The sequence below is a fragment of the Cryobacterium sp. Hz7 genome (genome assembly GCF_004402815.1).
GTDB classification, from domain to species: domain Bacteria; phylum Actinomycetota; class Actinomycetes; order Actinomycetales; family Microbacteriaceae; genus Cryobacterium; species Cryobacterium sandaracinum.
Window position 1 is genome coordinate 1 of record NZ_SOFB01000004.1, and the last position, 14,315, is coordinate 14,315.

Genomic DNA, 14,315 nt, shown 5'->3' on the forward strand with positions numbered 1-14,315 from the left:
GAGCTGACCGGTACTAATAAGCCAATAATTTGATAACACACCAGTTTGAATAAGCTGCAAGCGTCCACTATGTGGTTCTCGATGTACGGTCGAGAACAACGCCCCACGGTGACTCATAAACACTGAGGGCTCTATAACTAAAAAATATAGATTCGATTCATCGAAAGATGTTTCGGCGGCTATAGCGAGAGGGAAACGCCCGGTCACATTCCGAACCCGGAAGCTAAGACTCTCAGCGCCGATGGTACTGCAGGGGGGACCCTGTGGGAGAGTAGGACACCGCCGGACTCAACGTAGCAACACACACAATGGCCACCCCAACGGGTGGCCATTGTGCGTTAACCACCACCGCCCCGCCCCGATGGCCCTCCGAAGGCAACAGCCCCGCCCCAACCGTTCACCGGCGCACACGACCCCGCGGTACACCAGCCGAACCCACACAAACCAAGCGCGCACCACCCCCACCCCGCGGCGCACATCCAGCAGCGGTCGTGGCCAACTCAGGAGATCCAGCCGGGCCGTGCCGGGCATCCGCACCAATGCCGCACTAACCCGCGGCGGCCGTCTACTGCGGGCAACAGTAGTCCTGAGTTAGCCACACACACACGGGCCCTGGTGCGAGGGCGAGCACCCCTGCACCGACGACAGAGGGCCACCCGCGCGAGGGGGCCTGCCGTCGCTAAGCGAGGGTGAGTAGGCCCGTTCCGGGTGCAGTCATGCGGGGTGCGGGACCGGCCGCTGCTAGTTGATGGGGAGGAGGTTGCCGGCGGGGACGGGCTCGCCGTTGAGGATGTCGAGGGTCCAGCCGGCCTTGTCATGGACGACCACGTTGAGGGAGGCGTTCCTGATCGTGTCGACGGGCTTCTCGAGCGCCTGCATCAGCGTCAGTCGGATCAGTGTTCCGTGGCTGACGACGATGATGCGGGCACCCGGGTGGTTGCGGGCCAGCAGCTGCAGGGCCTCGACTCCGCGGTCGGCGACACTGGCCTCGGTTTCGGCGCCGTGGAAGCCGCCGATTCCGGTGGGGCCGCCGGGGACGCGGAGCGCGTCCAGCTCGGGGCCTGCGCCCAGTCCCTCGGCGGGACCGTAGTTGCGCTCGACGATCCCTGGGATGCGACCGGTGACGGTCAGGCCGAGGCCCCGGGCGATGAGATCGGCCGTCTCGGCTGCGCGGCTGAGCGGTGAGGAGACGACGAAGTCCCACTCCTGTGCGGCCAGGTGGCCGACGGCATCCGCTGCCTGGCCACGCCCGGTGTCATTGAGCGGGATGTCGGAGTGGCCCTGGATACGCAGAGCGGCATTCCAGTCGGTCTGGCCGTGGCGGATCAGGGCAAAGGTAGTTGTGGAACTCACCGTTCTATTCTGCCTCGGGCTGAGGTCGGGAGATGAATCGGGTCTCGACCGGGTCGAACATCGGCGGATCGACTTTTGGAGCAGAGCGCGGAGGCTCAGGTGACCGGGGACGACGCGAAAAGCACGTGCTTGCTCGCCACCAGGTCTGCTGCGTCGTAGATGCGGGTGAGGTCGAGGCCCGCGGCCCGGGCGCCGCGCTCTTCGGGCTCACTCTGCGGGGCCATCCGCCCGAGCATCACGCCGCCGAGGGCGCGCACGGCGCAGGCCGCGATGACGCCTTCCGGGGTACCGCCGATTCCCATCGAGAGGTCGACCGCGGCATCCGTCGATGCGGCGGCGATGGCCGTGGAGACGTCACCCTCGGCCGTGCGGAGCACGCGTGCTCCGGCGCACCCGAGTTCGCGGATGAGTTCGACGTGGCGCGGTTTGTCGAGCACAGCGACGGTGAGCGCGGTCTCGGGGATGCCGCTGGCGAGCGAGAACGCACGGAGGTTGCGGGTGGCGGAGGCGTGCAGGTCGAGCACGCCGTGACCGGCTGGGCCTGAGATGAGCTTCTCCATGTAGAAGACACCGGCGGGATCGAACATCGTGCCTCGGGGGGAGATGGCGATCACGCACACCGCCCCGGGCAGGTTCCGGGCGACGAGGGTCGTGCCGTCGAGCGGGTCGACTGCGATGTCGCAGTCCGGTCCGTTCCCCGTGCCGAGCTGCTCCCCGTTGGCAAGCATGGGGGCCTGGTCCTTCTCGCCCTCGCCTATCACCACGGTTCCGCGAAAAGGCGCGGTCAGGAGAACGGCACGCATGGCGGCGACGGCCGCCTGGTCGGCGTTGATCTTGTCGCCGCGACCCACCCAGGGCAGTGTGGCGCGTGCCGCCGCCTCGGTCGACGCGCGCACGGCGGCGACCAGCCCGGCCGGCCAGCCCTCGGCTCCGATCACGGTGGATTCGGGCAGGGGAGCGAACGGGCGGTGCTGCGGCATGGGCTACCTCTTGCTGGGACGGCGGTCTTGTGACCGGCAGCTGGAAGCCTACTCGCGTGCCCGGGGCGGGCACTCGTGCGGGCGACAGCGCGGGCGACTCAGCGCGGGCGACTCAGCGGGCGGGTACCGGTGCGTGGGCTAAGCGAGCAGCTCACGGATGTCGGCGGCCGTCAGGGCGGTCCCGCGCGCGGCGCCATCCGTCATCACGCTCTCGAAGAGGCGGGCCTTCGTGGCCTTGAGGGCCATCACCTTTTCCTCGATCGTGTCCCGGGAGACCAGGCGGTAGACGAAGACGTTCTTCGTCTGGCCGATCCGGTGCATGCGGTCCACGGCCTGCGCCTCGGTGGCCGGGTTCCACCACGGGTCGAGCAGGATGGCGTAGTCGGCCTCGGTCAGGTTCAGGCCGAACCCGCCGGCCTTGAGACTGATCAGGAAGACCGAATTGTCGCCGGCCTTGAAGCTCTCGATCACCTGCGCCCGGTTGCGGGTCTTGCCGTCGAGGTAGGAATAGCTGATGCCCGCGGCGTCGAGGCGTGCGCGGGCCTTGCCCAGGTACTTTGTGAACTGGCTGAAAATGAGAGTGCGATGCCCGCCGGCGACGACGTCCTCCAGCAGTTCGAGGAGCACGTCGAGCTTGGTCGACGGGATGTCGTCGTACTTCGTGTCGTAGAGGCTGGCATCGAGGCTGAGTTGGCGCAGCATGGTGAGCGAGCGGAAGATCTCGAAACGGTTGGAGTTCATGTCGTCGATCAGGCCGAGCACCTTCTGCCGTTCCCGCTGCAGGTGGGTGTCGTAGACCGCGCGGTGCTTCGGGTGCAGCGTGAGCTCAAGCACCTGCTCCTGCTTGGTGGGCAGGTCGCCGGCCACCTGCTCCTTCGTGCGGCGCAGCATGAACGGGCGGATGCGGCGGCGCAGCTGGTCGAGACGGTCGCCGTCGGCATCCTTCTCGATCGGTTTCTGGTAGTAGTCGCCGAAGCGGCCGGGGCTGGGGAACAGTCCCGGTGCCGTGATTGAGAGCAGCGACCAGAACTCCATCAGGTTGTTCTCCAGCGGCGTGCCCGTGATCGCGAGCTTGAACGGGGTGGCCAGGCGGCGGGCGCACTGGTGGGCGCGGGACTTGCGGTTCTTGACGAACTGGGCTTCGTCGAGCAGCAGCCCGGACCAGGCCAGGGCCTCGTAGTCGCCGAAGTCCAGCCGGAATAGCGTGTACGAGGTGACGACGACGTCCGCGCCGGCGTGCAGCGAGGCCAGAGTGCTGCTGCGCTTGCCGGCGGTCTCGGTGATCGCGGCCACCCGCAGGCCGGGCGCGAATCGGGCGCACTCGGCCGCCCAGTTGGAGACCACGCTGGTGGGTGCCACGACCAGGAACGGCGCACTCTGCCCCGGCTGCTCCCGCACGCGTTCCATCAGGGCGATGGCCTGCAGGGTCTTGCCGAGGCCCATGTCGTCGGCGAGGATGCCTCCCAGTTGATGGTCGTAGAGAAAGCTCACCCACTCGAAACCGGCCTGCTGATAGCCGCGCAGGGTGGCGTCGACCCCGGCCGGCAGCGGCTGTTCCGGAATTTGGGCGACGTCGGTGAGCCCTGACACGGTGTCGCGCCACGCGGCCGCCTGGCCGGCGACGACCCCGAGGGACTGCAGCTCCTCCCAGAGGTCGGCCTGGAACGGGCTGATCCCCAGGGACTCGGCGCCGGCGTCCTGCAGCCCTCGGGCCTCCTCGATCAGCCGGCGGAGCGTGTGCAGTTCGGGGCGGTCTAGATTGAACCAGGTGCCGCTGGGCAGGATCATCAGCTGCTGACCGACCGCCAGGGCCCGGAACAGGCTGTCGAACGGGATCTCCTCGCCGTCGATGCTGACGGCCACCTGCAGGTCGAACCAGTCCCGGTCATCCGGGCGTTCGGTGGTGCCCACGGTGATCACCGGCGCCTCGTCGGCCTGGCGGTAGTCGGGGGCATCGCCGGCGACCAGCACGGTGACATGGTCTGCGGCCGCCAGGGTCGGCACCACGGAGTCGAGGAAGCCGAGCATGGCGGTGCCGGCCAGGGTGGCGCGCTCGATCAGTACCGGCAGGCCGCTCTGCTGCCCTACCAGGGCCGGCACGGAGGTGAGGAGCGCCTGCACGTCGTGCAGGATCTGCCCCTCCCGGGTGCCGTCGCGAAACCTGTCATCGTCCGGCACCGGGCGGAGTGGCTGGTGGTATTCCGGGTAGTGCCACACCCAGTGCAGGGTGATGCGGGCATCCATCTGGTGCGTGACGGTCAGGGCCAGCACGGGCTGCGGGGTCTCGGGCAGGGCGAACGACTCGTCCCGGCTGGTCACGGTGACCCGGTGTCGAAGGAACGGGTAGAACTCGGCCAGGAAGTCGGCCTCGTCCGCGCCGGGCACCGCGATGGTGTCGGAGGCCGCCATGGCCCGCAGCTCCCGGCTGATCTCGCCCGACAGCGGGGCGAGGGTGATCTGCGGGGAATCGCTGCCGGACTGGCCCGCCCAGGTGTAGACGCCGTGGGCGGGGTTGCCGATGAACCCGAACGTGCCGCGCGCCTGCGGCTCGTCGCCCAGCAGCAGGACGGGGCGCAGCGTGAGGCCGTCGGACACACGACGGATGTCCAGCTCGAGGCACGCAGGAACGGGCGAGACGAGCACGGGATCCTGCTGCGCCGTGGCGGAGACCAGGGGGAGCCCGGCGTTCGCCGCGTCGTCGAGCAGGTCCCAGAGCGCTCGGTCGGGGAAAGCGTCGACCGGAATCCACTGGGTGGAGGTGGCGTAGTACGGGCGGGCCGCGAACTGCAGCGCGTAGAGCGCCGAGAGCACCCGCAGCTGGCCGCGGTCGAGCGACCCGTCGGTGGTCAGGTTCTCCCAGGTGACGCTGCCCCGGATCCACTTGCCCTGCTTGCCCATCATCACGGGCCGCGCCGCCAGCCGGCGCAGCCCCGGCTGACTGGCGAAACGCCCGTGCTCGGGAGCGAGAAGTTGGAACTGGAGGGCGAGGCGGGTGTCTGCGGACGGCGCGGAATCCGGTCGCGCCAGAGGAGCCAGCGTACTTCGCCACGCTGCCCGTGCGGAGAACCCGGCGGTGCCGACGGCCGACCCGGGCTCGCGGCCCAGGGCGGTGGCGGGGGCACCCGGCACTCCGCCGAGGCTGCGGCCCACGGCGCCGCCCTGGCTCGCGATCAGCAGCGCGGCGACATGCTTGCAGTTGCGCTTCATCGGGCAGGTGCAGACGCCGGATGCCCGCACCGCGGCGCCGGCGGAATCAAGGGTGAACGAGACGGTCACCGAATAGGGCGTCGGGTGAGAACCGCGCACCATGCCGAAGAGCTGGGTGTTCGAGCCGAACCAGGTCTCGGCATCAACGTGGCCGTTGCGGGCGTAGCGTTCGCCGCGTGAGAACGCCTGGCTGCCCACAAGGAGCGCGATGTCGTGGGAGCTGAACGTGTGGGCCATGGCGGGAACCATTCTTCCATGCCCCAGCCCGGCCGGCCGTGCCCGGCCGGGCGCATCAGGGGGCTACTCGACGTGCCCGTGTTCCTTCGAGGACCCCTTCGTCAACGTCTTTCCCTGGAAGAAGGCAGGGTTGACGCTGCGCTGGATCAGCATCAGCACGAGGCCGCCGATGAACAGCACCATCGCGAGGATGAACACGAGCCCGACCCCGCCGATGTTCGATCCGCTGCCGTAGTCGGGGTTCATGCTGTCGTAGAGAGTGGTTGCGAAGATGACCAGCAGGATGACCCCGCCGATCAGCGGCGCCAGGAGTTTGAGCAGGATGGCCCGGGGCCCGTTCAGCGAGTCGCGGAAATACCAGACGCAGGCAAACGCGGTGACCCCGTAGTAGAAGCAGATCATCATGCCCAGGGTCAGGATCGTGTCGGTGAGCACATCGGTGCTGAGCACGCGCATGATCGCGTAGAAGCCCCAGGCCACGATTCCTGCCATTACGGTGGCGAAGGCCGGGGACTTGTAGCGCGGGCTGATTGAGGCGAACCGCTTCGGGAACGCTTTGTAGTGGCCCATCGATAGCATGGTGCGTGCCGGCCCGACGAAGGTCGACTGCAGCGACGCGGCCGAGCTGGACAACACGGCCAGCGACATCAGGATGGCGAAGGGACCCATCACCGGTCCGGCGAGGGCGGCGAACACGTTGCCCTGGATCTCCTCATTGCCGAGTCCGAATTCGCCGGCGCCGATGCCGGAGAACATCAGGGCGGCGACCGCCACGAGGATGTAGAGCGCGAAGATGATGCCCACGGTCAACGTCGCCGCACGCCCGGGGGTTGTCTTCGGGTTCTTGGTCTCCTCGTTCATGGTCAGGGTGACGTCCCAGCCCCAGAAGATGAAGATCGAGAGCGAGACCCCGGCCGCGAAGGCCGAGAACGAAGGGGCGAGGAACGGGTTGAACCAGTCGGCGCTGAACGCAAGGGCATCGAAGGCGGTGCCTTCTACGACCCGCAGCAGGGCGGCGACGCTGAACCAGACCAGCACGATCAGCTGGAAGGCCACGAGCACGTACTGCACGGCCTTCGTGGTCTCCATGCCGCGGTACGAGACATAACAGGCCGCCACCATGAACACCAGACAGGTGAGCACGTTGATCACAACATTGTTCGTCAGGTCGGCGAGGCTCGGGTTGCCGAGAAGCTGGGCGAGCATCAGATAGAAGAAGTCGACGGCGACTCCGGCGAGGTTGGAGAGCACGACCACCGTCGCGACGATCAGACCCCAGCCGCCCATCCAGCCGAGCCACGGCCCGAAGGCGCGGGTGGCCCACGTGAAGGAGGTGCCGGCATCCGGCATGGCGTTGTTGAGCTCGCGGTAGCCGAGCGCCACCAGCAGCATGGGGATGAACCCGACCAGGAAGATGCCCGGCATCTGGGTGCCGACGGCCGCGACCGTCGGGCCGAGGGAGGCCGTCAGGGTGTACGCCGGCGCGATGCACGAGATGCCGATGACCGTGGCGCCGAGAAGCCCGATGGAGCCAGCGCTGAGGCCCTTCTCGGAAAGGCCGCCGGTGAGGGTGGAGGTGCCGGGCGTGGAGCCCGAGGAGGGATGTTGGCTAGTCATGGACTGTCCTTAGGGTCAGTGCGGCTTACGGGCGTCAGTGCCGGTGGGGACCACGATGAGGGGAACGGGGAGCGCGTGCAGCATGCGGTGCGCGGTGATGCCGAGGAAAATCGTGGTGGGCTGAGCCAGCCGGCTGGAGCCGACGAAGGCGATTTCGGACGGCTGCCAGTCGAGGGCCTCGACGGCGGCCTCGACGGTGTGCCCGGACGCGACCTCGGTGGTGATGGTGCCGCGCGCCTTCGACCGACTCTGGAAGTACTCCAGGACGCCGTCGAGGTGGGCCTGGCTCTCGCTCTCGTCGACCGGGTGCCGACGACCGGCGTCGACCTCCACGAGCGTGACGAAACGCAGGTCGACCGTGAGGTCCGCCGAGAAGGCCACCAGTGAGTCGAGCAGCGTCTTCCAGCCCGGCCGGGTGCCGATGGCGCAGGTGATCCGGGTCAGCTGTGCGGGAGCCTTGTAGCCGCGGGGCGCGAGGGCGACGGGCGCCGGCGAGGCGTGCAGGAGCGCGTTGGCCACGCTGCCGATCGTGAATCGGTTCATCAGGCCGCGGCGTGAGGCCCCGACGACGATGCGGTCCGAGTCGAACGCGCGAGCGGCCTGGAGCAGCCCTTCCGTGGTGGAGTCGGCGTAGAAGAGATGCGTGGTGGCGACCACGTCATCGGGAACCAGGGCCTTGCCCTGTTCCAGCCATTCGAGGGCCTGCTCCTCGAGCAGAGCCTGGTAGTCGGGGGAGGTGGAAGCACCGACCCGGGCCGTGACGGTGGATGAATGATGCGGAAGCACAAGACACAGACGCAGCTCGGAGCGGGTCAGGCGCGCCAGCGCGACACCCAGCTCGACGGTGTCATTGCCCCGTTCGGTCGCTTCGTATGCGATGACGTAGTTGGCTACTCGGGTCACGCTGGTTTCTCCCTCGGTTCGCGACGGGTGTCGCACTCAGTGGTCATAGTGCTGTGGATTATGGGCGGGCTGGTCATGTTCATGGTCATGCTCGGCGTGCTCGCCCGGCGCACAGTGCGCCGGGCTGCGTTCCACGTCGAGCGACGGATTGCGGTCGAAGAAGCCGACCGGCTTGAGCCAGAACGACACGGTGTCGACCGGCATGATCGGCCACTCTTCCGGTCGGGTGATGTGGTGGATACCGAAGACGTACCAGAGCACGATATCGGCGTTCCGCACCGGCCGGCGAGCCTGGATCCACTCGGGCAGGCCGTGGTCGACCGCGCTCTGGTTGACGAACTCGCCGCACGGCCAGCGTTCGGACTCGTCGTTCGGGGTGACCCAGACCGTGTGCCCGATCACCTGGGCGCGTTGGAGGGCAGGCGCCGCCTGGTCGAAGAAGGACGGGATGGCTCCGCCGGGCACCAGCTTGTAGGACATGGGGGTGCCGAGGCCGTTGAGCGAGTTCTCGTTCACGACCTTCCAGGCCCGTTGGGTGTCCCAGTTGTAGTCGTCGAACCCCTCGGTCTCGATCGGGGTGTTCAGCTGGGTGATCGCGAGGCCGAGCGGGTTTGCGGCGCTGATCGGCTCGGCCTGCGTCTCGGTGCGGAACACCGTGTTCTCGCGGCCGTCGACGTCGAGGTCCATCCGGGCCACGATGAAGTGCTGGTGGAACGGCGCGTAGGTGCGCGTGTCGACCAGGGTTCCGTTGGGGTGCGGCTGGCCCTCGTCGAGGTGCGTCACCACCATGATCCCGGTGGCGCGCACCTCGCATTCCATGTTGCCGTCCTGGTAGAAGCGCCAATAGACGAGGTACTCGTAGTTCGCTACCGTGACGTGGAAGGACACGACGAGCCGGCGCATCCGGCGCACCTCGGCACTGCCGTTGTGGTCGACGTGCTTCCAGAGCACCGCGTTGTCTTCCTCGTGGATGCAGAACGCGTTCGGGATGCTGTACGGCTCGCCCTTGCTGTTGTGCAGCACGGCATCGAGGTAGCGGATTTCGCCGAGGCAGTCGCAGCCGAGCTCGAGCGAGGTGGTCATGAAGCCGAGGCCCCACTCGCCGATGTCGAAGGCGGTGCGACGGAAATGGTCGACGCTGGGGTCGCGGTAGGGCACGACCATCTCCGCGAACGACAACCGGTTGGCGATGGGCCGCACCCGGCCGCCGTCCCGGTAGCCCACGGTATGCAGGGTCATGCCCTCGCGGTAGTTGAAGCCCACCCGGAGCGACCAGTTCTGCCACTCGATCAGGTTGCCGTCGAGCGTGAAGCTCGGGCCGTCGGGCTGCCCGATGTCGAGCGGGGTGAGCGGCGGGCGCGGGCTTCGATCCCGGATGCGCCGGGGCACCAGGTGCGGCACGTATTCGCCCATTCCCGCCGGCGGTTCGACCGTGAACGAGTCCTCCACCTCGAGCAGTTCCATGGTGTTGACGTCGAGCACGAAGTGCAGGCCGCTGACCGGTCCCGCGTAGGGGTTGGCGTCGGTGGACGCCCGGACCCAGACGTCTGACCAGCCCAGGCGGCGGCCGCGATACCGGTCGGGGATTACCGCGTCGCCGTAGGTCCAGGTGTCGATGAAGACCAGGTCGAGGTCGGTGATGCCCCGGCGGGCGAGAGTGGCGATCACATCGGGGTGGGCGCGAAGGGCGGCGTCGGCTTCCTCCCACTCGTCGACGGTGAAGTTCGCCTGCATCCCCGGCACCGTTTCCCACTCGAGCAGGGCGTCGGTCGTGAGCGAGACGACGCCCACCCAGGTGGTGTTCTCGGCGCGGTGGAGCACAACCAGCCGTGCGCGTCGGTCGGGAACCGCGCTGGTAGCTGTGAACTCGGCGACGGCGCTCCGGGGCGGCTCGACCAGCTCGATCGAGGTGAACCGCCACCCGTCGGCGACGCCGCGCTCGCGGGCGAGGATGGCGACGGCGGAGGTGAACTCAGCGGCGGAGAGCGGGTCGAGCGGGTGGAAAGTCATCGAGGGGCCTCTGTTCTCGTTGGCGGTGGTCGATCCTGGCGGTGGTCGAGCCTGTCGAGACCCGTGTTTATTCCAGCGCGCTCATCACGTGCTTGATCCGGGTGTAGTCCTCGACGCCGTACATCGACAGGTCTTTGCCGTATCCGGACTGCTTGAAACCGCCGTGTGGCATCTCGGCGGTCAGCAGGAGATGGGTGTTGATCCACACCGCGCCGAAGTCGAGGTCGCGGGAGACCCGCATGGCCGTGGCGTGGTCGAGGGTCCACACGCTGGAGGCGAGCGCGTAGTTGACATCGTTCGCGAGCGTGACCGCGTGCTCCTCCGACGTGAAGGGCTGCACCGTGATCACCGGGCCGAACGTTTCCTCCTGCACGATCGCATCCGTTTGGCGCACCTGAGTGACGACTGTGGGCTCGAAAAAGAAGCCCTCGGTGCCGACCTGGTGTCCGCCGGTGGCAATGACAGCGTGGTCGGGCAGGGCCGCGACCTTGCGCGAGACGTCGCCGAAATGGTTGACGTTGTTGAGCGGCCCGAAGTAGTTGTCGGCGTCGTCGGCCGACCCGGTAGTGCGGCTGCGGGCCTCGGCGACGAGTGCGTCGACGAACTCGTCATGGATGGACTCGTGCACGAGCACTCGCGTGATGGCCGTGCAGTCCTGCCCGGCGTTATAGAAGGAGAAGTCGGCGATGGCGGCGGCGGTCACGCTGACGTCGACGCCGGCGAAGACCAGGGCCGGCGCCTTGCCGCCGAGCTCGAGATGGGCCCGCTTGAGCGTCTTCGCGGCGCCGGCGGCGACGGCCATACCGGCCCGCACGCTGCCAGTGATCGAGACCAGGCCGGGTACCGGATGCTCGACGATCGCGGCCCCGGTGCCGCCGTTGCCGAGCACGATGTTCATCACGCCGTCGGGGAGGATGCCCTGGCTGATCCGGGCGAGTTCGAGGGTCGACTCCGGGGTGGTGTCGCTGGGCTTGAGCACGAGGGTGTTGCCGGCCGCCAGCGCGGGGCCGATCTTCCAGATGGCCATCAGGAAGGGGAAGTTCCACGGGGTGACCTGCCCGACCACGCCGATCGGTTCGCGGCGTACCCAGGAGGTCATGCCGGGCAGATATTCACCGGCGGACTTGCCCTCGAGCAGTCGGGCGGCACCGGCGAAGAAGCGCAGCTGATCGGCGCCGGCCGCGACCTCGTCAACGGCGATCGTGGCGCGAGGTTGGCCCGTGTTGCGGTGCTGGGCCTCCACGATGGCGTCGCTCTCGGCATCGATCGCGTCGGCGAGGCGCAGCAGCGCGCGCTGCCGCTCGGCGGGAGTGGTGCGGCCCCAGGTGCGGAAGGCGGTCTTCGCGGCGGTCATCGCGTCGTCGACGTCGGCCGCGGTGGAGACCGGGGCCCGGGCAACCCGGCGTCCCGTTGTGGGATCGACGATGTCGAGCAGCTCGGTGCCGGAGGGAGTGACAAAGCGGCCGTTGATGAAGTTTTTAAGGGTGGGGGTGGCCACGGGCCTGATCCTCTGCGCTGAGTGTAGAAACGGGTCTTTTGTTCGGTAAGTATGGCATCCGACAGAGGAATTCGGATACCCGGATGAAAACTGGGTCGTGATGGGGCTGCCGCCGTAGCACCGCCGAGTTGTCTTCGGACCGCTGGCGCGTTTTCTCGATGTCCCCTAAACTTGAGTCCAACAGGCTCAGCTTTTTGCCGACCTGCGACGAGAGCGGCCGGCCCGAGAGAGGATCTTCCGATGCAAGCAGGTCAGCAACCGCCCCAGGAAGAAGCGAAGACGGCGTTGGAGCAGTACGGTGTCAACCTCACCGAGATCGCCCGGACCGGCAAGCTTGACCCGGTGATCGGGCGGGACGCGGAGATTCGGCGGGTCAGTCAGGTACTCACCCGCCGCACCAAGAACAACCCGGTGCTGATCGGTGAACCCGGCGTGGGCAAGACCGCCGTTGTGGAGGGACTGGCCCAGCGCATCGTGGCCGGCGATGTGGCCGACTCCCTCAAGGGCAAGCAGCTGGTCTCCCTCGACCTGGCGGCCCTGGTGGCGGGGGCCAAGTATCGCGGCGAGTTCGAGGAGCGGCTCAAGGCCGTGCTCAAGGAAATCAACGACGCGCAGGGGCAGATCATTACCTTCGTCGACGAGCTGCACACCCTGATGGGTGCCGGCGGCGGCGAAGGGTCCGTGGCGGCCTCCAACATGCTCAAGCCCATGCTCGCCCGCGGCGAGTTGCGCCTGATCGGTGCGACCACGCTCAACGAGTACCGCGAATTCATCGAGAAGGATGCCGCCCTCGAGCGCCGGTTCCAACCGGTGCTGGTCGACGAGCCCAGTGCGGAAGACACTGTGGCCATCCTGCGCGGGCTCAAGGAGCGCTACGAGGCCCACCATAAGGTGTCGATCGCGGACTCGGCGCTGGTGGCCGCGGTCTCCCTCTCCAACCGGTACATCACCGCCCGCCAGCTGCCGGACAAGGCCATCGACCTGATCGACGAGGCGGCCAGCCGGCTGCGGATGGAGATCGACTCCGCTCCCGTGGAAATCGACGAACTGCGTCGCAGGGTGCAGAGGCTGGAGTTGGAAGAGCTTGCGCTGAAAAAAGAGAAGGACGACGCCTCTAAGGCTCGCCTGGGGAAGTTGCGTGCTGACCTTGCCGAATACACGGTGGCCCTTGCTGAGCTGCAGGACCGCTGGGACAAGGAGCGTTCCTCGCTCAACCGGATCGGCGATCTGAGGAAGCGCTTGGTGAGCACCCGCAGCCAGGCCGAGGTGGCCGAGCGCGAGGGCAACCTGGAGAAGGCGTCCAGGCTGCTCTACGGCGACATCCCGGTGATCGAACGGGAACTCGCCGAAGCGGAGCAGACCGAGCAGGATGGGCCGCGGATGGTCGGTGACCAGGTCACCGCGGAGGACATCGCCGCCGTGGTCGCGATGTGGACCGGCATCCCGGTAGGGCGGCTGCTGCAGGGCGAGACGGAGAAGCTGCTGAACCTCGAGGGTGAGCTCGGGCACCGCTTGGTCGGGCAGAAGCAGGCCGTGCGCGCGGTCGCCGACGCCGTGCGCCGCAGCCGGGCCGGCATCTCCGACCCGGACCGGCCGACCGGTTCGTTCCTCTTCCTCGGGCCGACCGGCGTGGGCAAGACGGAGCTGGCGAAGGCGCTCGCCGAGTTCCTCTTCGACGACGAAAAGGCGATGGTGCGCATCGACATGAGCGAGTACGGGGAAAAGTTTTCCGTGTCCCGTCTGGTCGGGGCTCCTCCCGGCTATATCGGCTACGAGCAGGGCGGGCAGCTGACCGAGGCCGTGCGCCGCCGCCCGTATTCGGTGATTTTGTTCGACGAGGTGGAGAAGGCGCATCCGGAGGTCTTCGATGTCTTGCTGCAGGTGCTCGACGACGGCCGGCTCACGGATGGCCAGGGCCGCACCGTGGACTTCCGCAACACGATCCTGGTGCTGACCTCGAACCTCGGGTCGGCGTTCCTGATCGACCCGGTGCTCAGCCGGGACGAGAAGGAGGCGGCCGTGCAGGCACTCGTGCGCAAGACGTTCAAGCCCGAGTTCGTCAACCGTCTCGACGACATCGTCGTGTTCGAATCGCTGTCGATGGAGGACCTCGGCCAGATCGTCGGGCTGCTCGTTGACCGGTTGGAAAAGCGGCTGATCGAGCGGCGGCTTGAGCTGGGCGTGACCCCGGATGCCCGCACCTGGCTGGCGGAACGCGGCTATGACCCGATCTACGGTGCGCGCCCGCTGCGGCGGTTGATGCAGACCGAGATCGACGACAGGTTGGCGACCGCGATCCTGTCGGGCGCCGTGCGGGACGGCGAGACGGTGCGGGTGGACCTGGCGCCGGACGGGGAATCGCTCAGCGTCGCATCCGCCCCGTTGCTGGTCGTGGACCCGGCCGACCTCGACGACGACGCGCTGCTGTAGTTCTGTCCGTCGCCGGATTTCGCGTTTAGCGGAATTCGGCGGGAATACGACGGAACGGGCCCCCTGCCCCGGTGACGGTC

At 67.8% G+C, this 14,315-nt stretch carries 8 protein-coding genes and 1 rRNA gene; 2 read left to right on the plus strand and 7 right to left on the minus strand.

The genetic code is table 11. The features are described 5' to 3' along the window. Positions 1–171 precede the first annotated feature (171 nt). Positions 172–288 (plus strand): 5S ribosomal RNA (gene rrf / locus E3N86_RS00455). A gap of 453 nt (positions 289–741) precedes the next feature. Here rrf and E3N86_RS00460 read toward each other — a convergent pair. From E3N86_RS00460 to E3N86_RS00490, 7 genes are all read right to left on the minus strand, one after another. Then, the gene (locus E3N86_RS00460; RefSeq protein WP_134374858.1) at positions 742–1,353 is read right to left on the minus strand and encodes a histidine phosphatase family protein; all 612 of its coding nucleotides are present in this window, start codon (positions 1,351–1,353) and stop codon (positions 742–744) included. Positions 1,354–1,448: 95 nt separating this feature from the next. Continuing rightward, positions 1,449–2,333: a fructose-bisphosphatase class II family protein gene (locus E3N86_RS00465; protein WP_134374856.1), complete on the minus strand. Its 885-nt coding sequence runs from the start codon at positions 2,331–2,333 to the stop codon at positions 1,449–1,451. A gap of 138 nt (positions 2,334–2,471) precedes the next feature. Then, positions 2,472–5,777 carry a DEAD/DEAH box helicase gene (locus tag E3N86_RS00470; protein ID WP_166784958.1) on the minus strand — a complete coding sequence of 1,102 codons (3,306 nt, stop codon included), beginning with the start codon at positions 5,775–5,777 and terminating at the stop codon, positions 2,472–2,474. 63 nt (positions 5,778–5,840) lie between these two features. Then, positions 5,841–7,394: an APC family permease gene (locus tag E3N86_RS00475; protein WP_134511099.1), complete on the minus strand. Its 1,554-nt coding sequence runs from the start codon at positions 7,392–7,394 to the stop codon at positions 5,841–5,843. 15 nt (positions 7,395–7,409) lie between these two features. Next, the gene (locus E3N86_RS00480; protein WP_241980894.1) at positions 7,410–8,297 is read right to left on the minus strand and encodes a universal stress protein; all 888 of its coding nucleotides are present in this window, start codon (positions 8,295–8,297) and stop codon (positions 7,410–7,412) included. Between the two features lie 36 nt (positions 8,298–8,333). Then, the gene (locus E3N86_RS00485) at positions 8,334–10,307 is read right to left on the minus strand and encodes a primary-amine oxidase (RefSeq protein WP_134374850.1); all 1,974 of its coding nucleotides are present in this window, start codon (positions 10,305–10,307) and stop codon (positions 8,334–8,336) included. A 67-nt stretch (positions 10,308–10,374) separates the two neighbouring features. Continuing rightward, positions 10,375–11,805 carry an aminobutyraldehyde dehydrogenase gene (locus E3N86_RS00490; RefSeq protein ID WP_104100040.1) on the minus strand — a complete coding sequence of 477 codons (1,431 nt, stop codon included), beginning with the start codon at positions 11,803–11,805 and terminating at the stop codon, positions 10,375–10,377. Positions 11,806–12,045: 240 nt separating this feature from the next. On the opposite strand from E3N86_RS00490, the gene E3N86_RS00495 reads away from it, so the two are divergent. Then, positions 12,046–14,235, plus strand: coding sequence for an ATP-dependent Clp protease ATP-binding subunit (locus E3N86_RS00495; protein WP_134343196.1), 2,190 nt, complete (start codon positions 12,046–12,048; stop codon positions 14,233–14,235). The last annotated feature ends 80 nt before the right edge of the window (positions 14,236–14,315 follow it).

What these genes read in the sequence shown, in the direction of transcription:
- E3N86_RS00465 (WP_134374856.1), bottom strand. Translation starts at nt 2,333, where the DNA reads ATGCCGCAGCACCGCCCGTTCGCTCCCCTGCCCGAATCCACCGTGATC.
- E3N86_RS00470 (WP_166784958.1), bottom strand. Translation starts at nt 5,777, where the DNA reads ATGGCCCACACGTTCAGCTCCCACGACATCGCGCTCCTTGTGGGCAGC.
- E3N86_RS00475 (WP_134511099.1), bottom strand. Translation starts at nt 7,394, where the DNA reads ATGACTAGCCAACATCCCTCCTCGGGCTCCACGCCCGGCACCTCCACC.
- E3N86_RS00485 (WP_134374850.1), bottom strand. Translation starts at nt 10,307, where the DNA reads ATGACTTTCCACCCGCTCGACCCGCTCTCCGCCGCTGAGTTCACCTCC.
- E3N86_RS00495 (WP_134343196.1), top strand. Translation starts at nt 12,046, where the DNA reads ATGCAAGCAGGTCAGCAACCGCCCCAGGAAGAAGCGAAGACGGCGTTG.